This is a genomic window from uncultured Ruegeria sp. (assembly GCF_947500045.1).
Taxonomy (GTDB): domain Bacteria; phylum Pseudomonadota; class Alphaproteobacteria; order Rhodobacterales; family Rhodobacteraceae; genus Ruegeria.
Genome location: NZ_CANMQQ010000008.1, coordinates 167,823 through 182,960, shown reverse-complemented (window position 1 = coordinate 182,960; position 15,138 = coordinate 167,823). Strand labels below are relative to the sequence as shown.

Here is a 15,138-nt window from a genome sequence, read left to right as displayed (position 1 = left end):
TGCCGAAGTTCTTTGCTTGCTTCTTTCGCCGCCGCCCTCAAGTACCGAGCGAACCTGTAATCCTCACTGGTTCTCGCGCGATTGGAAATCCAAGATTCTGCGCGCTCAAGTAAACTGATTGCGTCGTCTATGTGCCGTGTATCCATCGCTCACCCCTCCCCAGCCAATGCGCGGAGGGCGGTTTCGCCACGCGATAACTTTAGGATTTCAGCTATTGCGGTATCGACGCCTACGTTATGGGCGACTTGTGTGTTGCCTTTGGCGTCTTTGATATGCGCGTTTAGTGCTAGATGGGCCGCGACACGCTTTAGGAAGTTCGCCCCCTGCACGTCCGCCTGTTGAGGCTGCTCATAGACAGGGTTTGGAATTTCGCCTACGGGGTGGTTGCCACAGCTTTTTGCACCGCAGCCCTGGCATTGCTCATCGTCTTCACAGTGACAGACTATGCAACCGCACGGCTGATTTCTGGCTAGTGTCCTCGCCTGTTGAGGGGTGGGCTGGTCGGTGGCGGTGGCGTTCTTGGCGTATTCGTACAAATCATGAGCGCGGTTGTTCATTTCGTCTATGTCGAATTCCTCAACTCCACCGGGAAGTTCGCCAATGGATAGGGACGCATCGCAATACTCTTGCCAGAGGCGCTCGACTTCTTTCCGGTCTGGTCGCCGGTCTTCAGGGGCGGGCTGCAGTTCATGCGGTGTGCCCACGCCGGGATTGCACTGAGGGCAAGAGCGCCGCATTTCATCAGTCAGGTGTACGCATGTTACGCTTTCAAACACCGGGGCGGGCTGGTCGGTGGGGGGCAAGGGCAGGGGCATCCAGTGGGTGACGGGCCATTGGTCATAATCCACCTCGCCTTTAAGATAATGATGTAACTCCATCCAAAGCCCGTCACAAAAACACGCTACACTTGGTTGATGGTGAATATCGTTTTCGACACTTTTAACCGCGATCCATGTCCCGTCATTCGGTGCAGTCTCGATTGGTTGCCAATTCATCGCCCAGACCCTCCGTTCGGTGCTTCTGGTAGTGGCATCCATGCTGTGGGCTGCGCGTCCTTGTTGAGAACTGAATGCATAATCCAGCGCTCAATGCCGTTCTCCCAAACACAATCAAAATGCCCACACGAAACACCATAAGGCGGCACATAGAGCAATATGCGCGTGTGGTCCCTCGGCGCGCTCTCCATATCCCGCCACACACCCGCAGCCTTCCGCAGATCATCGTCGTACTTGGCGATTGTCATTGGGTCGGTGTTGGCGGGGCGGGTGTTCCAGCGCCTAACAGCCTCCGCCTTTGTTTCGAAACCCATAACGCCGCCATTCTTTGCGCCGCATTTCACGCAGTTGCAGAAATAGCCGGTATCTGTTGGGTTCTCCTTATCTCCGCTGAATATATAGCCAGCGTCGGAGACATCATCAGACCCGCAAAATGGGCATGGCTTCAATGTGTCAGTCATTGTTCTTCCCTCGCTTTCAGCATCGCGTCGGCGTATTCGTAAGCTTGACGGGCAGCGATTTGCTCTCTCCGAATTCCGCTTGCATGTTCGCCGAACCAATTTCGAAGCTGCCAGTCTGAAGCGGAGCCAGTGCAAATGTTCGGGTTCGCCAAAGCCTGTGCCGCGAAGTAGTCGCGCAGGGTCATGCCCGAACTCCTTCGTGAGACTCCACCACCGCCGCGCCCTTCGAACATGTGGCTCGTGTCGTGTTCGGTTGGAAATGCTGATCCGCCTGTTCTGTCAGTCATGCTTCTCACCCCGCATTACTTGCGTCGTTACAGGCCGCGCTTTGGGCCGCAGAGAGACAGTCGGCGCTAAACATGCCCGCCACTTGTTCAGCTCGTCATGGGGGCACTCGCGGTCATCCTCGTTGCGCTCGGCCCGCTGTGGCTCTGCCTTCGGTTCCGGTTTTGCCTTCGCGCGCGGTTCCGGCTCTGGTGTCTCTACAGGTGGTTCTTCTTTCGGCGGCTCTGGGTTGGTGTTGATTGCCGATGCAGGAAGAGCAAAGACGATGATGGCGATGATTGCTGCTATGCGTGCGGTGTGTTTCATGGGGTTGGTCCTTCTAAGAGCGTCGTTGGCCAAGTGGCAGACCTGCATCGGCGTACCGTTTGACAATGTTCTCACCGAATGCGCGCAGCTCTCGATCCAGCAAAAACGCTTCGTCATCGATCGCGCCAAAGCCGGAATAGAAGCCATGTTGTGCGCCCGCATAGAACGCGTCCTCAGCTTCCAGTTTCTGACGAATTGGGAGATCACTGGGATCAGCCGCTCCGTATTGCGCCGCGCAATAGGCCTTGAATGCAGAAGCAAAACTCTCGTCAGCCATCTATCCGTTCCTCTCGTTTCCATTCGCGTGCTGGGGGTGGGTGGTCATGTGTGGCTGCCTCATACCCACACCAACAGCGCATAAGCCGCGCCCGTTGAGCCAAGAGACAGCAGGGTAAGCAGGTTGATCCGCAGTTCCTTGAAGGAGTGCAGTGTTAGGCCTGTTAGTAAGGCTGAGAGAAGGCCCAGTAGGAGGAGGAATGCGGCGGCGACGTGGGTCATGGGGTCAATGTCCCGAAGCGCTCGTAAACACGAATCAGTGTGAGCATCAGGGCGCGAAGAATATCGTCAAAACCCGCGTCTTTCTCGTTCCGGTGGCACTCGCTGCATGCGTGAAAAGCTAGGAAGTCTGGCGGCTTCACAGACATGCCAGCCACGCCAAATAGACGGATATGGCAGAGAACCGTTGTCTCTGGGTCGTGGTTGCAGCAACCCAGGTTAAGCAGGCAGTCTTGCCCTCTAGCGAAGTCCCGCAGCTTCTTAGATTTGTACTTAGCTGGCTTGGGGAAAAGCATGTTCATACTTCCGCTCTCCCGTGGTTGCTGTGGAACCCTAGGGATCTTTCAGCTTGTTCGCGCGCCAGAACAGCGCTTTCCTTATCTTGAAACGTGCCAAGGCAGTGCCGCTTACCACTAGCGGTTATTTGTGCCTTCCACTTGCCCTCCCTAGGGAACCAATAGACCCCAGTTCTTCCGCTGCTGTTGTCATGACGCTTTTTCTGATTCCTCGCGTTTTCAACGTGCTCAACTTCGCGAAGGTTTACGGCTCGATTATCAGCCTTGTCGCCGTTGATATGGTCGATGTAGAGCGCTGGCCATCTGCCTGTGTGAAGCGCCCATGCGACACGATGCGCTAACAGTCTTTGACCCTTAAAACCAAGGCGGCGATATCCGTCCCGCCGTATGGACACGTCTGCATATTTTCCCTTGAATCGAGCGTTCCAAGAATTTGACAACCGCTCGCAAGAGAATTGCTGAGCATCTCTGCCAAGCCAAAATATTCTGCCAACTGCAGCGTCGTAACGAAGGCAGCGCTTTAACTCATGGATTGGTGCTTCATTCATAGTCGTTGCTCCACTTGATGCCGTGCTCTGCCCCGTATGCGAAGATGAACTCCAGCAAGTCGCTCATCTGCTCCTTCGTCATTTTTGAAGTACGGAACCCCGCTGGAAATGGCTCATCATTCAGCCCTTGGATGAATTGGATTTCATGACCGCATGCGTGGCAAAACAGGGCCTTCCACTGATCTGTTGTGTATCGCTTGCCGTTATGTACGGCTTGGGCGGATACATCCGTGAGCAGGGCCCACATACGGTCGTTCTGGGGGATTGTACGGCCCGGTTTTTTCAGCGTCACAATGGTGCCGTCAGGTGCCTTTCCACACCATGCCTTGGCCTTCTCGCGCTGTGCGGGGCTATCCAGAACGACCGTTGCAGGCATCAGAACGGAATCTCGTCGTCGTCAACGCCGCTCGATGCAGGCTCGCTGTATCCCCCGCCGGACTGACCGCCTTGCTGGCCGTCACGCGGCTTGGGTTCGGTCATAAGCAACGATACGCGGCCCTCATTGTCAGGAAGGGGTAAGGCGTCGAGCACCAGTGAAAACCCGCCGTTCTGGCGTGGAAATGCAGCCCCTACTTTTTGCCAATACGTTTTGCCGTCCTTGCGCGGGCGGGGTGAGATAAGGTCAAAGCGCGTCATGCGGCCTCCTTCATCAGTTCCGATTTGCGTTGGTCTTTTGCTGCGATAACGTCAGCATCCTCAGCCAATGAGTGCTGATTGTGGTTGAGGTCCGACCAAATCGCCTTAAGGTCATCCAGCGATTGCGCGCCGTTTATGTTGCCTAGAGCGGTTTCCATCATCGCATCGTCGGCTTGTTTGTTGCGGGCATCCTCAGCGGCGTTGTAAGGAGCGTTCTTGACTTTGGACCAAGGGTCTTCGGTCCACTCCCTCCAATACGTCTTGTTGCCCTTCTGCTTCACGGCGCAGGCCACCCAAGGAGAGTCCAAGCGGTACAGGTAGCGGCCAATACCCCAATGAACGGCAGCGCGTTTCAGAGCATCTGAGATACCGCCCTTTTGTCCCTCAACGGCAGTTTCACCAGCGCCGTCAGACTTCCAAACCCATTCATCGGTAACTCGGATTCCGATACGGCAAATCGTCAGCCCGTTTGCGTTGGTGGTGTACTCGTCTTGCCAGTTGTCGGGGCCGCACACCTCGTCAAGCCGGTCCATGACGTCCCGAGCATCAATGTAGGCTAGAGCCATTGCTGAGAACCTGCCGTTGCGCTCATATGGCGTTCCCTGAACGCGCCAGCTAACTGACTCGCGTGGGAATTCTTCGGATAGTTTTTTGAAGTCCATCAATCATCCTCCGTAATCGGCAAACGGTCATGCAGTGCGGCAGAGAAGGCTTGACACCGCTGATCAAACTTCAGCATTTCTTGCAGCCCCTTTTCGCTGAACGGGTCACCCCGGCGCAGCGCCGTTGTCATCCGCTCAACTCCGCCAATCATCACAAGCGTGAAGGCGTCCTGTGGGCGGGTGGTGTCCTTCATGCGAGGGAGGCCACTCATTGGCCTATCTCCTCCAAAATCGCCTTGGCGCGCTCGTAATCAGCCCGGTTTCGCTTGAAAATCCGGCGCTGTGCAGCCCTCCAAAGCGGGTTAACGTATCCAGTTGAAAAGGCGTCTGGTGCGGCCTTGCCCATTGCTTCCGTGGATATATCCATGCGAATGCGGGCGACGTTGGCCTGTCCGTTCCCGTATGGGTCGGGGTAGAATTGTGGGGTGTCGTGTCTCATTGGCTTGCCTCCATAGAGGCCCCGGCAGGCAGCGAAACGCTCTGAGAGGGAAACGGAACCTGCCAGCCGGAGCTATTCCCGCCTTGCAGCGAGAAAGCGAAAACGAATGCGATATACGCAGCAGCCAGTGCGGCTTTGCTGAGCCCTTCCCAGATTCCGCCAGCAACGTATGTGGTGAAGGGAATAGGGGTGCTATCGAACTGATGGAGGTTGGTTATGTTAGTCATTGGACGCCTCCGCCTTGAGCTGATCGATTTGCTCAATCGCCTCGTCTAGCGAGACGGTCATTTTCTTGCGAAGCCCTGCAGCCCTAGTGAATATGACAATCATCGCCAGCAGAAAGCCGAACCACTGCATTGCGGAGCTATCCACGAGGACGCCCGGTCCGATGATTGCGAATGCGCAAGCGACACTGAATAGGTCACGCTTGGCGCTTTCGATCCATGACTCACGGACAACGATGATCTTAGGTTGTTTACTCATTGATCCACTCCCAATTCTTCGCCATGTCATGTGTGAATTTCGCGTGGGCGATACTGACTGCACCAAAGCCAACGGCAGTGCAGAGAATGAGTATCCCGAGGTTGTGGCGGGTCATCGCCCCGCCTCCTTCGGCTCAAACGGCGGTAACGGGTGGTTCTGTGGGCCGTACTCACAGAGGTTTTCAGGGTCGCGACGCGCAAACACTCGCTGCTCTGGCTCTAGGCGATACACAGGGCGGTCGAAGTTGAACTCAAAGTCTGCTTCGATAAGGGGTGTGAGGATCATGACTGGGCCTCCGGTAGAAGTGATTTGAGAAAGTCGACTTCGGCGCGGGCGGCTGAGAGAAATCTTTCGAACTGAAAGTAATCGTTCGCTTTATCGGCATCCCAATACGGAGTTTCGTAGCAGTATTGTACGCCGGTATGCTCCCTTACTGGACACCCCTCACAGTCGTTACCTCTGTGTCCGCGCCCATTGAAAATCTTGCACAGCGGGCAATGCAACATTCCCATTCTCACGTTGTCAAGGCACTCAGCGCGGGCATTCTTCTCCCACTTCGCAATACTGTCCTTGAGGGCTTGTAGGGTTGCGTCGTCCATCACGCGGCCTCCAGATTGCCAGCCTCAAGCTCGTTGCGGATTTGCTCGGCAACGCTTGCCTCAATCTCTTCAACGGTTGATTTGCTGGTGATAATGAGAAGCTGTTCGCGAGTCAGACGAAGGCCCGAGAAGTTCACCCACTCAACGCGCGCGGTAACTTCATATTCGTCGCCAAACTGACCAATAGTCGGATCAGCAGGAAAGAACTCGGTGTCGTAGTCAAATCCAGTCTGAACGTACTCAAGGTAACCATTGTCAGTTGGGAATTCGGTGTTGCTTTCGTAGCTGTACATGTTGTCCGTTCTCCCTCTCGTGTTAGGAAGAATATAACTAAGCAATTTGCGTAGTGCAAGACCAAAAATAAACAAATTGCGTATTTACTGAATTGCCAAAAATCCGCCACAAGTATTAATTAGATACTTAAGGCGGACAGTACATATTGGGGAATTGGACTGAGGGGTATTAAAAGTGAACGCTGTAGAAGACGCCGCAACTTTAGCACTGCTAAAGAAGGCGCGCCGTGAAAGCGGTCTATCATTAGATTTCTGGGCGGACCTGACAGAGGGGCTGGATTATAGTTCTCTAGAAATTCTAGTAGGCAAGTCGTCTATCTTTCCAAAGTACATAAATTCCAGCGGAAGCCCATAAGTAGCCCTTAAACGCTTCGCGCTTTGCAGAGAAAGTTCGCGGCGGGCGTTTTCGAATGGTCCATATACCTGTTCACTAAGCCCGGCGCGTTCAGCAAATTCTTTCTTTGAGAGACCGAGTATTTCTCGGACTTTACAAAGCCTTGCGCCCACGGCCTCGCGCTTATCTTCCATGTCTTCCAGCATGGTTGGCATGATATCTGATTCATAAAATTGCGCACTGAGCATTTTGCGTATTTACATACTAAGCGTATTGCTTAGTATAGGTCCTATGCTTGATAAACCATCGTTCGAAACTGTAGAGCAGTTCATTTCGTATGTCGGTCGGAGGCGCTTCCAGACAAACCTTGAGCTTAGTACTCAACTTGTCAGTCGCGCCATTAAGACCGGACTCATGCCTTCGTCCTGGTTCATTGACGTCCGAGGGCTTTGTAATGACATGGGCATCCTGACACCGGACCACCTTTTTCGTTGGAAAGATAAACGTCATGTTAAGCAAAATGCTAACGGCGTCGGGCAAATTCAAGGCTTAGAAAACGATATTCCTCCCGCCACCCCCTCAGAGGGCGTGTGATGACCCCTGCTTTCCAAAATCAATCAAAGGACTTCACTCATGGCAAAGACCAAGAGGCAATTAGACGCGCAAGGTCATACAGGCCCCATCTACGCAATCGGAGAACCTGTTCCCGCATCGACGCGGGGCGGACATCGCACAAAGGGATTGCCGTACAGCCGTTGCAAGTTACTGGACATGAAGATTTCCCAAGCGCCCGGAAGGCCCGGAAAACTTGTTCTGAAGCATCCCAAAAACGGGGTGAAAGAGTTACCCGCAACACTGGAGCTTGTGCGCCTCTTTATGCCAGCCGCCCCGGACAATTTCTATGCAGCAATGCTTGGTCGCTAACCCTTTCGGCATCAGGGGGCGTGTGAATGGGTAAGCGCCCCAAGATACTCTCTCAGCAAGTCTACCGCCTCGGTCACGTAGTCGTTCGCACAACGGACCACCGAGAGAACGGCAAGACCTTCGCCCTCAACCCAGACGTAGAGGGCGGCGAAAAGAAACCACTGTTCACCGGCCACATAGAGAAGGGCATGGGGACACAGTTGCGGCGGCTGGCACACCACTTTGACGACCTTGAGGCTGGTCTGATTGGTGATGACCAGTCGCCAGCGGGGCAGTGAGATGACCGAGCGCATCACAATCAAGCTGCCATGGCCCCCAACGGAGTGCCGCCCGAACTTCATTCGGTCAAACCACTGGTCCAAGTGGCGTCCGAAGGGAACCGCTTACAAAAAGGCATGCTGGGCACTAGCGCTTGAGCAAGGCGTGAACCGCATCAAGTGGCTCGATGGTCCTATCAGCCTGACATACACCTTCTACCCGCCCAGAGGGTGCCGTTGGGATGACGATGCCAAGGAAGCCGCATTCAAGACCGGACAGGATGGCATAGCGCTGGCGATGGGCGTTGATGATGGCCGGTTCCGCGTCGCGAAAAAGCATGGCGGCATCGTAGAGGATGGCTGTGTAGTGGTCCAAATCATCCCGCCAGTTGTTGAAATCGAGCATCGCGGAGTGATTGAGTGACTGAACCGAGCGAGTGCAGAAACACAATATCTAGACGTTCAGGTTACACCGCCGTGCCTAACGCGGTGTTCAGTGACAGTCGCCTATCCATGGAGGCGCGAGGATTTCTTGGCCTCATTATGTCTATGAAAGAGGGGTGGGTTTTCCGTAGGAAAAACCTCATGGAAACAACAGGTTTTGGTCGTGACAAGTATCGCAAGATTGTAAAGCAACTGCAAGAAATTGGCTACTTGGAAATCAAAAACAAACACGGTGAAGACGGTAGGTTTGAGGGCACGATTTGGGAAATCCATGATGACCCAGAGGCACAAGATGTTGACACCGAGGGCCTGAAAAACCGTCCCCCGGTTACCGAGGGCCTGAAAAACCCGCCGCCGGTAAAACCCGCTGGCGGTGAAATCAGGCCCCTTAAGGATAACAACCTTAATAAGGATACTAAACCTATTAAGCCCCCCAACCCCCCAAGGGGGGCAGGGAAGAGATTTAGAAAATCTGGATTCTCAGCATCACAAGAATCCTTGCACCGCATCCAAGCCCAACTCAAAGCCGAAGAGGAAACGTCATGAAGTTCGAAGAACGTAGAGACGCCGCCCTTATCGAAATCAGCAAATTCCTTGAGCGCTACACCCCGCCTCGGGGTATGACGCAGGACGCACAGGACGCCTCGGTACGGTCGATTGCTGAAGCTATGGCGCGGCGCTTGCCGGTAACTGGCCGTGATGAATTCAATGCCAATATCGAAAGGGTGCTTGAGAAGGTCGCGGACACTCACAGCAGCTACGCTTGGCCTCCGCAGGGTGTTTTCGTTGACGGCGTTCCCTCAGCGGGCGGGTCACGTCGCGCTCCGTTGCAGACGTATAAAACCGACGAGGTTGAACTTGCCGCTCGAAAAATGGAGGCAGGTGAAGGCGTTTCTGAGAAAGTCGTTTGGGGCGATTTGGGAACTCGGGCACTCAACGCCAACCTTATTTCAGGGGAAACGCTGGATCAGTACCGCGCCGCAAGTGTCCGTCAGTGGCAAGCAGCATATCGGGATGATGCGCCATACATGATGGGTGAACGTTTCGGTTCTGTTGTCTTGCCATATCTCCCGGTGACGGAGGCTGCGCAATGAACGCAATGTTGGAAATGGCCCGCAAGGAGAATGTCGCTGTACGTCGAGGTTGGGAAGTTGGCGGCAGCGTTCGATACCCCGCCTCGCTACCGCCCCGCCCGCGCCCCAAGCCTGAGCCACAGATGGAAGCAACGCCGAGCCCTCCAGAAGAGGGATTGAACGTCATGCCTGCCTTTGACGAAGCCTTGGAGCATGCCAATTGGTGTCGATCTCGTGGAATGTCGCCGCAAGACATGTGTCGAAGCATCAACAGTCTACATAACGCGGACACATGGGGCGGGGCGATTGCTCTACTGGAGCGCTTCATAGAAAGAATGAGGGCGGCGGCATGACCCTACATTCTCAGAAGATTTTCAGTGTCCGCAACGAAGACAAGGGGCGGGGCGATACCGCATTCGGCACCGAAGCAAGTCATTACACCGCAGAGCAAGCACGAGCATTAGAGGATTGGATTATCAGTGGTGACGTATCTCAGCCGCCAAAGGTTGGCCGTCCTTCAAAGTTCGATGTTTATCGGGCGATATTTCAACAGCACATCGAACTAACGGCGTCTGATGTATTTGTGAAGCTTCAACAGATGGGCAGGGGCGTAACCCAACACTCAGTCAGAAGCAGCCTAACCGAATACTGGAAGAAGGGGTTACTTGAGCGAAAGCGCGTTCAAAACATTTTCATATACTGGCTGGCTGATGAGGGGGGCACCAAATGACCAAGCGCAAACTAGGCCCTCTCTCTCTGGATAACGAAAAATACCTCAAGATTATTCAAGGCAAGAACGATCAGATTGAACGCCAGCGCGCCACCATACAGCGGTTGCGCATTCAGCGTGACGAGCTGCGGGCACAGATAAAGGGGTGATGTGTGATGGGCAGTGAGATGATTACAATCGCAATTCCGGAGTGGTTTGTTTGGCTGATGATTGCGGGCTTTGTGGTTCAGATAATCCTCAACATATTCACGATACGACTGAAACGGCGGCTTCATGAACAGAACTTGAAGCTGATGGATAATCTGATGCGCTTAGCGAGGATTCGGGGGCAGTGATGGAAGCGTGGGAAATCATAGCAATCGCAGCAATAGCTGGATTTGGCTTCAGGGCCGGTTGGCTGGCAATGGATACGATTGACGACTTCGGGAAATGGTTATCCGCGAAAATAGTGGGTAGGGCGAAGTCATGAACAGACGAGGTGTTCTCAGGCTTTTAGGTTGTGTGATGGACAGTCGCTCAGTGAAGGATTTTTTCTTTAGACTAATCCGCCCGAATTTCTGGCACCAAAACCACCCGACAAACCACGACTATAGTGATGCCCTTGAAAGCCAGATTGACAATGGAGCGGAGATTGTTGTTGAGGACAAATACTGCATTTTTCTTGGTGATGTCCGGGTTTGGGTTGGGAACTATCCATATGGTTTTGGATACCAGTATCCAGCGGACGAGGGTGCGCGGTTCTTGCCAAGCGCGCGTGTTCGGCAAAAGCTGAAGCGACGCCTTCCGAAGAAGCCGCCCCCTATATCAAGGCCAATCAATCCGTGGGGCGAATTGCATGGGTAAGGGCGACAAGAGAAACCGCAAGCAGAGTATCGGGATAGACTTAGCCCCAGCACCCCGGAAGAAGGCGCGGGGGCGCAAGAGAATGGCTGAGCTACCCAAAGAGCGCGTGGATCGTCACCCGGCCCGTGCGGCCCTAGAGGTTCGGGCAAAGCAAATGGGCCACAACCCCGACAAGTGGCAGCTCATGCAGTTCCAGGCGCTAGGGGAGCCCGCAGGACAGGTTCTATTCGCCGCGTGCACCGTAGAGGACGCAGTAGGGCTCTGGAGCGTCTATGCGGGCCTGACAAACGCTGAGGCGCGATATCACAGGGTATGCCTCGGTAAGAGTATGGCCGCAAAGGTGGCGAAGGTGGAATTTCTGCCGGAGTCATTCGAGGTTGATCTTGAGCAACAACCGGACTTGCGTGACGAGGACGAAAAACACCGTGACGCCGTGAACAACTGGGATAAATGGCGGGGTTGGTTTAATCAGTTGAGTTTAGCGGACCGTTCGATCATTCAATCGGTTTCACGGGGCTGGTGTGAGGTATTGATAGACGGTTCTATAACTCAGAAGGGGAAAGCGTTTGTAAATGCCGTAGAAAATCTATCAGAGCGGGTTGACTAAATTTCGGGAACGCGTATTATGGTTCCACCGAGATTGTTGTGAAAGTCGTTTCGGTTTTTTGATTCCGCTCTTTGGTGACAGCACTAGGTCTGGGCAAACCCGGGTCGAACCCTGCAGGTTGGTGTTGTCACCTGAGCGCGGGAAGCGTCGGGAAAATGGCAGGTAGGCAGCACGCGCTGACAGTCACCGAGGCCCGCGTTCAAACAGCACACAGCCGGAGTTGATCACCGGCACACGACTGGCCCCTCTACACGAAAGTGAACGGGTCAGTTTTCATTCTTGGCACCACGATAAACAGCTCAAGCAAGATTTGGTGCTGTAGCGGGTTTAATCTTCCGTATGGATGTGTTGGCCCGCAGTAATGTCGCGCTTCATCTCTGATGTTGTGCACCCGCTGCCTTCGGTTGGCGGGCTTTCCTCCCTCCCGCTACGGCGGCAGTGAAACGACACTGCACCGGGGTTCATGACCCGGCATAGGAGCATAGCCCGTCAGCCCCGGTTGGCGGGTTTTCTTGTTCGGTGTAGCTCAGTGGTAGAGCAGTGGTCTCCAAAACCACGTGTCCGGGGTTCGATTCCTCGCACCGTTGCCAGCTTTGAAATCACAAAATTAAATCACAAAAAACCAAGCCCCGAAGGCGCGCCAACGCCAACGAGGCTCTAACCGCACGATGATTGGAGCATCGCTATGGCTTACAGCCCTTTACCCTCCCCGGAGGTTCTTCGTCAATTGCTGGATTACAATCCAGGCACTGGAAAGCTTCGCTGGAAACATCGCGGGCCCGAGTGGTTTAAGGATGGCCGGTGTACTGCTCAAGGTGAGGCAAATAAGTGGAATTCGATATTCGCGGGTAAGCCCGCCTTAGCGTGCCTTGATAACTATGGTTACCCAAGTGGAACCCTGTTGAATGCCAGAGTAAGGGCACATCGGGTAGTTTGGGCAATCTGCAATAGTTACTGGCCAACAATGACCATTGATCACATCAACGGTGACCGCGCCGACAATCGGATCAGTAATCTTCGTGAGGTCTCGCAAAGCGACAATTGTAAAAATACTAAGATTCCCAACGACAACACGAGCGGAGTTGTTGGCGTCGGCTGGTGTAATACCCGAGGAAAATGGATCGCTCAGATTGGCTCGTTGGGGGTCAGGAAGCGACTAGGCTATTTTGACGACAAGCTAGAAGCCATAGCGGTTCGTAGGGCGGCAGAGAAAGAGATGGGGTTCCATCCCAACCATGGCAGAGCCACCTAGCTTCAAAGGCATGCAGTTGCCCGACCTGCACGACCAAAACGGGCACCGAGTATAAGGGCGTCAAGACTGAGAGGAACGTGGATGAAGCCGACAGCAACAGTCTGGGTCCATCCATTCGGGGTCGAGGTACCAATATTCGAAGACGATAAAAAGATCGTCCGCTACCACAAGAAGAAGTGGGGGATTGAGGGTGGTTGGAACCTGCCCGCATACGGCTTGGCTTCCCGTGAATACGACGCGGATGGTCAGGCCAGATTTGCATTACTGATTCCAGAGTCTGCTAACCTTGGTCTTATCGTTCATGAATGCAGCCACATAGTTGATTTGGTCATGGATGAGTGCGGCGTTCCTATCAATGTCGAGAACACGGAAATCCGGGCCTACATGCTGGCGACACTTTTCTGCGACGTGTGCCACGTTCTCAAGCGCGATTACGAATGAAACTAACATCCCGTGACTACGCAATAGCGACATTCACAGAGGCAGCAGTAAACCAACTCGATCACCGCATTATGTGGGCGTGTATTTCAGCAGCAGGCAAGCACACCAACTGCAAGGCACTGGACGCGAATGTCCAGGCCGCGATTCAGGCGGGTGAGTGGCTAAAATCAATCACGACTTGAAAAACAATCAAGGAAATCAAGATGGCAAACGGTCATGGAGGTGCCCGTTCCGGCGCTGGCCGGAAATCGGGTGCAGTATCGCAGGCAAAGAAGGCTATATCAGAAGACGCAAAAAAATACGGGGCTGACGCGCTGTCGGCTCTGAGTGAAATCATGAGAGATGTCGAGCAGCCTGCTAGCGCACGAGTATCAGCCGCAGTGGCCCTGCTGGACAGGGGGCACGGTAAACCCTCCCAGACAGTACTGGGTAGTGGTGACGAGGGTGAACACATCATCAAGGCGTATGGATGGCTTTCCCCGCAGGAGTAATCCAGTACGCCCCGCGCAGGGCATTCCTGCCGTATCACAACCGAACTGAACGCTTTGCATGTCTGGTGTTTCATCGCCGCGCCGGAAAGACGGTTGCAGCGGTTAACGACCTTCAGCGGGACGTCCTTACATGTGAGAGGCCGAACCCAAGGGTTGCCTATATCGCCCCGTTCTACAAGCAGGCCAAAGCCGTGGCGTGGGACTATGCAAAGCAGTTTGCCCGAGACGTAGAGGGCGCGAAGCCAAACGAAAGTGAGCTGAGGATAGACTACCCTCACGGGGGCAGGTTCCAGCTATTCGGAGCTGACAACTATGAAGCCATTCGGGGGATGTACTTTGATGCCGTAGTGATGGACGAGCCCGCTGATTTCCCAGCAAACGCGTGGCCCATGGTTATCCGTCCCACACTGGCAGACCGCAAGGGCAGGGCAACATTCATTGGAACACCCAAGGGCAAGAATGAGTTTTGGGAGACATACGAGCACGCCCGGAAGGATGACAACTGGTTCTGTAAGCTCCTCAAGGCATCAGTCAGTAGCATTGTAGATCAGGAAGAACTTGACGAGGCCCTGAAGATAATGGGCCAGGACAGGTTTGACCAAGAGTTCGAGTGTAGTTTCGAGGCCGCCATACAAGGTGCGTACTACGGTCACGAAATGAAAGAGGCGTCCAACGATGGGCGCGTGGCGAAAGTACCATACGAGCCTAGCTTGCCAGTCGTAACGGCTTGGGATCTGGGTATCGGGGATTCAACGGCAATCTGGTTTGCTCAGTTCCACGGGGCTGAAAAGCGGATCATTGATTATTACGAGGCCAGTGGTGCAGGCTTGGACCACTACGTTCAGCACCTCCAGGAAAAGAAATACCTCTACGGGCAGCATGTATTGCCACATGACGTAGAAGTGAGAGAACTGGGCACAGGCAAGAGCCGGTTAGAGGTTCTGAAGGGCCTTGGACTTACGGACATCACGATTGCACCGAAGCTGGCAGTTGATGACGGCATTCAAGCCGCACGGTCATTCATAGCGACGTGCTGGTTTGATGAAGAAAAGTGTTTCCGGGGTATCGAGGCATTACGCCAGTACCGCCGGGACTATGACGAGAAGGGCCGGACATTCCGTTCACGGCCTCTCCACGATTGGACAAGCCACGGTGCAGATGCCTTTCGGTATCTGGCTGTTGGGTATCGCCCTGCAACACCGCGAAGAAGCCCGCAGAAGCGCCGGGGCGCATGGGCAGCATGA

The 15,138-nt window shown here is 54.2% G+C and carries 29 protein-coding genes; 11 read left to right on the top strand and 18 right to left on the bottom strand.

Annotated features, from left to right (window positions below; all coding sequences use genetic code 11):
* Positions 1–149 precede the first annotated feature (149 nt).
* From Q1B46_RS14750 to Q1B46_RS14670, 18 genes are all read right to left on the bottom strand, one after another.
* Positions 150–995 carry a hypothetical protein gene (locus Q1B46_RS14750; protein WP_299949110.1) on the bottom strand — a complete coding sequence of 282 codons (846 nt, stop codon included), beginning with the start codon at positions 993–995 and terminating at the stop codon, positions 150–152.
* Complete coding sequence (locus Q1B46_RS14745) at positions 992–1,456, bottom strand: Lar family restriction alleviation protein (protein WP_299949109.1); 465 nt, start codon at positions 1,454–1,456, stop codon at positions 992–994. The genes Q1B46_RS14750 and Q1B46_RS14745 overlap by 4 nt, the downstream gene beginning before the upstream one ends.
* Positions 1,453–1,743, bottom strand: a complete 291-nt coding sequence (locus tag Q1B46_RS14740; RefSeq protein ID WP_299949108.1) for a hypothetical protein — start codon at positions 1,741–1,743, stop codon at positions 1,453–1,455. The genes Q1B46_RS14745 and Q1B46_RS14740 overlap by 4 nt, the downstream gene beginning before the upstream one ends.
* A complete protein-coding gene (locus Q1B46_RS14735; RefSeq protein WP_299949107.1) occupies positions 1,736–2,047 on the bottom strand; it encodes a hypothetical protein in 312 nt (103 codons plus the stop codon). The genes Q1B46_RS14740 and Q1B46_RS14735 overlap by 8 nt, the downstream gene beginning before the upstream one ends.
* A 13-nt stretch (positions 2,048–2,060) precedes the next feature.
* Positions 2,061–2,324: a hypothetical protein gene (locus tag Q1B46_RS14730; protein ID WP_299949106.1), complete on the bottom strand. Its 264-nt coding sequence runs from the start codon at positions 2,322–2,324 to the stop codon at positions 2,061–2,063.
* 217 nt (positions 2,325–2,541) lie between these two features.
* Positions 2,542–2,838 carry a nuclease domain-containing protein gene (locus tag Q1B46_RS14725; protein ID WP_299949141.1) on the bottom strand — a complete coding sequence of 99 codons (297 nt, stop codon included), beginning with the start codon at positions 2,836–2,838 and terminating at the stop codon, positions 2,542–2,544.
* Between the two features lie 2 nt (positions 2,839–2,840).
* Entirely contained in the window at positions 2,841–3,386 is a 546-nt protein-coding gene (locus Q1B46_RS22205) for an HNH endonuclease signature motif containing protein (RefSeq protein WP_366871561.1), read from the bottom strand.
* On the bottom strand, positions 3,379–3,762 hold the full coding sequence (locus Q1B46_RS14720; RefSeq protein WP_299949105.1) for a recombination protein NinB: 384 nt from the start codon (positions 3,760–3,762) through the stop codon (positions 3,379–3,381). The genes Q1B46_RS22205 and Q1B46_RS14720 overlap by 8 nt, the downstream gene beginning before the upstream one ends.
* Positions 3,762–4,022 (bottom strand): hypothetical protein, encoded by a 261-nt coding sequence (locus Q1B46_RS14715; protein WP_299949104.1) that lies wholly within the window; start codon positions 4,020–4,022, stop codon positions 3,762–3,764. Before Q1B46_RS14715 ends, Q1B46_RS14720 begins: the two co-directional genes overlap by 1 nt.
* Entirely contained in the window at positions 4,019–4,684 is a 666-nt protein-coding gene (locus Q1B46_RS14710; RefSeq protein ID WP_299949103.1) for a Rad52/Rad22 family DNA repair protein, read from the bottom strand. The genes Q1B46_RS14715 and Q1B46_RS14710 overlap by 4 nt, the downstream gene beginning before the upstream one ends.
* A complete protein-coding gene (locus Q1B46_RS14705; protein WP_299949102.1) occupies positions 4,684–4,896 on the bottom strand; it encodes a hypothetical protein in 213 nt (70 codons plus the stop codon). The genes Q1B46_RS14710 and Q1B46_RS14705 overlap by 1 nt, the downstream gene beginning before the upstream one ends.
* Positions 4,893–5,123 carry a hypothetical protein gene (locus tag Q1B46_RS14700; RefSeq protein ID WP_299949101.1) on the bottom strand — a complete coding sequence of 77 codons (231 nt, stop codon included), beginning with the start codon at positions 5,121–5,123 and terminating at the stop codon, positions 4,893–4,895. Before Q1B46_RS14700 ends, Q1B46_RS14705 begins: the two co-directional genes overlap by 4 nt.
* Positions 5,120–5,350, bottom strand: a complete 231-nt coding sequence (locus tag Q1B46_RS14695; RefSeq protein ID WP_299949100.1) for a hypothetical protein — start codon at positions 5,348–5,350, stop codon at positions 5,120–5,122. The genes Q1B46_RS14700 and Q1B46_RS14695 overlap by 4 nt, the downstream gene beginning before the upstream one ends.
* On the bottom strand, positions 5,343–5,606 hold the full coding sequence (locus Q1B46_RS14690; protein WP_299949099.1) for a hypothetical protein: 264 nt from the start codon (positions 5,604–5,606) through the stop codon (positions 5,343–5,345). Before Q1B46_RS14690 ends, Q1B46_RS14695 begins: the two co-directional genes overlap by 8 nt.
* Positions 5,599–5,721, bottom strand: a complete 123-nt coding sequence (locus Q1B46_RS14685) for a hypothetical protein (RefSeq protein ID WP_299949098.1) — start codon at positions 5,719–5,721, stop codon at positions 5,599–5,601. The genes Q1B46_RS14690 and Q1B46_RS14685 overlap by 8 nt, the downstream gene beginning before the upstream one ends.
* Entirely contained in the window at positions 5,718–5,891 is a 174-nt protein-coding gene (locus Q1B46_RS14680) for a hypothetical protein (protein WP_299949097.1), read from the bottom strand. The genes Q1B46_RS14685 and Q1B46_RS14680 overlap by 4 nt, the downstream gene beginning before the upstream one ends.
* Positions 5,892–6,204: 313 nt before the next feature.
* Positions 6,205–6,498, bottom strand: a complete 294-nt coding sequence (locus Q1B46_RS14675) for a hypothetical protein (protein ID WP_299949096.1) — start codon at positions 6,496–6,498, stop codon at positions 6,205–6,207.
* A 279-nt stretch (positions 6,499–6,777) separates the two neighbouring features.
* Positions 6,778–7,047 (bottom strand): helix-turn-helix domain-containing protein, encoded by a 270-nt coding sequence (locus tag Q1B46_RS14670; RefSeq protein ID WP_299949095.1) that lies wholly within the window; start codon positions 7,045–7,047, stop codon positions 6,778–6,780.
* A gap of 735 nt (positions 7,048–7,782) precedes the next feature.
* Between Q1B46_RS14670 and Q1B46_RS14665 the strand changes: the two genes are divergently transcribed.
* The 11 genes from Q1B46_RS14665 to Q1B46_RS14620 all read left to right on the top strand — a co-directional run bounded on the left by Q1B46_RS14665 (position 7,783) and on the right by Q1B46_RS14620 (position 15,138).
* Entirely contained in the window at positions 7,783–8,034 is a 252-nt protein-coding gene (locus Q1B46_RS14665; RefSeq protein ID WP_299949094.1) for a hypothetical protein, read from the top strand.
* 1 nt (position 8,035) lies between these two features.
* Positions 8,036–8,437 carry a hypothetical protein gene (locus Q1B46_RS14660; RefSeq protein ID WP_299949093.1) on the top strand — a complete coding sequence of 134 codons (402 nt, stop codon included), beginning with the start codon at positions 8,036–8,038 and terminating at the stop codon, positions 8,435–8,437.
* 161 nt (positions 8,438–8,598) lie between these two features.
* Positions 8,599–9,003, top strand: a complete 405-nt coding sequence (locus tag Q1B46_RS14655) for a hypothetical protein (protein WP_299949092.1) — start codon at positions 8,599–8,601, stop codon at positions 9,001–9,003.
* Positions 9,000–9,551 carry a hypothetical protein gene (locus Q1B46_RS14650; RefSeq protein WP_299949091.1) on the top strand — a complete coding sequence of 184 codons (552 nt, stop codon included), beginning with the start codon at positions 9,000–9,002 and terminating at the stop codon, positions 9,549–9,551. The genes Q1B46_RS14655 and Q1B46_RS14650 overlap by 4 nt, the downstream gene beginning before the upstream one ends.
* 328 nt (positions 9,552–9,879) lie before the next feature.
* Positions 9,880–10,260, top strand: coding sequence for a hypothetical protein (locus tag Q1B46_RS14645; RefSeq protein WP_299949090.1), 381 nt, complete (start codon positions 9,880–9,882; stop codon positions 10,258–10,260).
* Positions 10,257–10,409, top strand: a complete 153-nt coding sequence (locus Q1B46_RS14640; protein WP_299949089.1) for a hypothetical protein — start codon at positions 10,257–10,259, stop codon at positions 10,407–10,409. The genes Q1B46_RS14645 and Q1B46_RS14640 overlap by 4 nt, the downstream gene beginning before the upstream one ends.
* A gap of 776 nt (positions 10,410–11,185) precedes the next feature.
* Positions 11,186–11,710, top strand: a complete 525-nt coding sequence (locus Q1B46_RS14635) for a hypothetical protein (RefSeq protein ID WP_299949088.1) — start codon at positions 11,186–11,188, stop codon at positions 11,708–11,710.
* 685 nt (positions 11,711–12,395) lie between these two features.
* Positions 12,396–12,962 carry an HNH endonuclease signature motif containing protein gene (locus tag Q1B46_RS22200; protein ID WP_366871557.1) on the top strand — a complete coding sequence of 189 codons (567 nt, stop codon included), beginning with the start codon at positions 12,396–12,398 and terminating at the stop codon, positions 12,960–12,962.
* Positions 12,963–13,043: 81 nt separating this feature from the next.
* Positions 13,044–13,403, top strand: coding sequence for a hypothetical protein (locus Q1B46_RS14630; protein ID WP_299949087.1), 360 nt, complete (start codon positions 13,044–13,046; stop codon positions 13,401–13,403).
* Positions 13,404–13,606: 203 nt separating this feature from the next.
* Positions 13,607–13,894, top strand: coding sequence for a hypothetical protein (locus Q1B46_RS14625; RefSeq protein WP_299949086.1), 288 nt, complete (start codon positions 13,607–13,609; stop codon positions 13,892–13,894).
* Entirely contained in the window at positions 13,873–15,138 is a 1,266-nt protein-coding gene (locus Q1B46_RS14620; protein WP_299949085.1) for a terminase family protein, read from the top strand. Before Q1B46_RS14625 ends, Q1B46_RS14620 begins: the two co-directional genes overlap by 22 nt.

Bases quoted from the DNA above. Each gene is read 5' to 3' on its own strand.
- Q1B46_RS14705 (WP_299949102.1), bottom strand. From the start codon at position 4,896: ATGAGTGGCCTCCCTCGCATGAAGGACACCACCCGCCCACAGGACGCC.
- Q1B46_RS14625 (WP_299949086.1), top strand. From the start codon at position 13,607: ATGGCAAACGGTCATGGAGGTGCCCGTTCCGGCGCTGGCCGGAAATCG.
- Q1B46_RS14750 (WP_299949110.1), bottom strand. From the start codon at position 995: ATGAATTGGCAACCAATCGAGACTGCACCGAATGACGGGACATGGATC.
- Q1B46_RS14635 (WP_299949088.1), top strand. From the start codon at position 11,186: ATGGCTGAGCTACCCAAAGAGCGCGTGGATCGTCACCCGGCCCGTGCG.
- Q1B46_RS14630 (WP_299949087.1), top strand. From the start codon at position 13,044: ATGAAGCCGACAGCAACAGTCTGGGTCCATCCATTCGGGGTCGAGGTA.
- Q1B46_RS14690 (WP_299949099.1), bottom strand. From the start codon at position 5,606: ATGAGTAAACAACCTAAGATCATCGTTGTCCGTGAGTCATGGATCGAA.
- Q1B46_RS14710 (WP_299949103.1), bottom strand. From the start codon at position 4,684: ATGGACTTCAAAAAACTATCCGAAGAATTCCCACGCGAGTCAGTTAGC.
- Q1B46_RS22200 (WP_366871557.1), top strand. From the start codon at position 12,396: ATGGCTTACAGCCCTTTACCCTCCCCGGAGGTTCTTCGTCAATTGCTG.
- Q1B46_RS14740 (WP_299949108.1), bottom strand. From the start codon at position 1,743: ATGACTGACAGAACAGGCGGATCAGCATTTCCAACCGAACACGACACG.
- Q1B46_RS22205 (WP_366871561.1), bottom strand. From the start codon at position 3,386: ATGAATGAAGCACCAATCCATGAGTTAAAGCGCTGCCTTCGTTACGAC.
- Q1B46_RS14685 (WP_299949098.1), bottom strand. From the start codon at position 5,721: ATGACCCGCCACAACCTCGGGATACTCATTCTCTGCACTGCCGTTGGC.
- Q1B46_RS14695 (WP_299949100.1), bottom strand. From the start codon at position 5,350: ATGACTAACATAACCAACCTCCATCAGTTCGATAGCACCCCTATTCCC.
- Q1B46_RS14730 (WP_299949106.1), bottom strand. From the start codon at position 2,324: ATGGCTGACGAGAGTTTTGCTTCTGCATTCAAGGCCTATTGCGCGGCG.
- Q1B46_RS14720 (WP_299949105.1), bottom strand. From the start codon at position 3,762: ATGCCTGCAACGGTCGTTCTGGATAGCCCCGCACAGCGCGAGAAGGCC.
- Q1B46_RS14725 (WP_299949141.1), bottom strand. From the start codon at position 2,838: ATGCTTTTCCCCAAGCCAGCTAAGTACAAATCTAAGAAGCTGCGGGAC.
- Q1B46_RS14745 (WP_299949109.1), bottom strand. From the start codon at position 1,456: ATGACTGACACATTGAAGCCATGCCCATTTTGCGGGTCTGATGATGTC.
- Q1B46_RS14670 (WP_299949095.1), bottom strand. From the start codon at position 7,047: ATGCCAACCATGCTGGAAGACATGGAAGATAAGCGCGAGGCCGTGGGC.
- Q1B46_RS14640 (WP_299949089.1), top strand. From the start codon at position 10,257: ATGACCAAGCGCAAACTAGGCCCTCTCTCTCTGGATAACGAAAAATAC.
- Q1B46_RS14660 (WP_299949093.1), top strand. From the start codon at position 8,036: ATGACCGAGCGCATCACAATCAAGCTGCCATGGCCCCCAACGGAGTGC.
- Q1B46_RS14675 (WP_299949096.1), bottom strand. From the start codon at position 6,498: ATGTACAGCTACGAAAGCAACACCGAATTCCCAACTGACAATGGTTAC.
- Q1B46_RS14650 (WP_299949091.1), top strand. From the start codon at position 9,000: ATGAAGTTCGAAGAACGTAGAGACGCCGCCCTTATCGAAATCAGCAAA.
- Q1B46_RS14700 (WP_299949101.1), bottom strand. From the start codon at position 5,123: ATGAGACACGACACCCCACAATTCTACCCCGACCCATACGGGAACGGA.
- Q1B46_RS14655 (WP_299949092.1), top strand. From the start codon at position 8,599: ATGGAAACAACAGGTTTTGGTCGTGACAAGTATCGCAAGATTGTAAAG.
- Q1B46_RS14665 (WP_299949094.1), top strand. From the start codon at position 7,783: ATGGGTAAGCGCCCCAAGATACTCTCTCAGCAAGTCTACCGCCTCGGT.
- Q1B46_RS14645 (WP_299949090.1), top strand. From the start codon at position 9,880: ATGACCCTACATTCTCAGAAGATTTTCAGTGTCCGCAACGAAGACAAG.
- Q1B46_RS14680 (WP_299949097.1), bottom strand. From the start codon at position 5,891: ATGATCCTCACACCCCTTATCGAAGCAGACTTTGAGTTCAACTTCGAC.
- Q1B46_RS14735 (WP_299949107.1), bottom strand. From the start codon at position 2,047: ATGAAACACACCGCACGCATAGCAGCAATCATCGCCATCATCGTCTTT.
- Q1B46_RS14620 (WP_299949085.1), top strand. From the start codon at position 13,873: ATGGCTTTCCCCGCAGGAGTAATCCAGTACGCCCCGCGCAGGGCATTC.
- Q1B46_RS14715 (WP_299949104.1), bottom strand. From the start codon at position 4,022: ATGACGCGCTTTGACCTTATCTCACCCCGCCCGCGCAAGGACGGCAAA.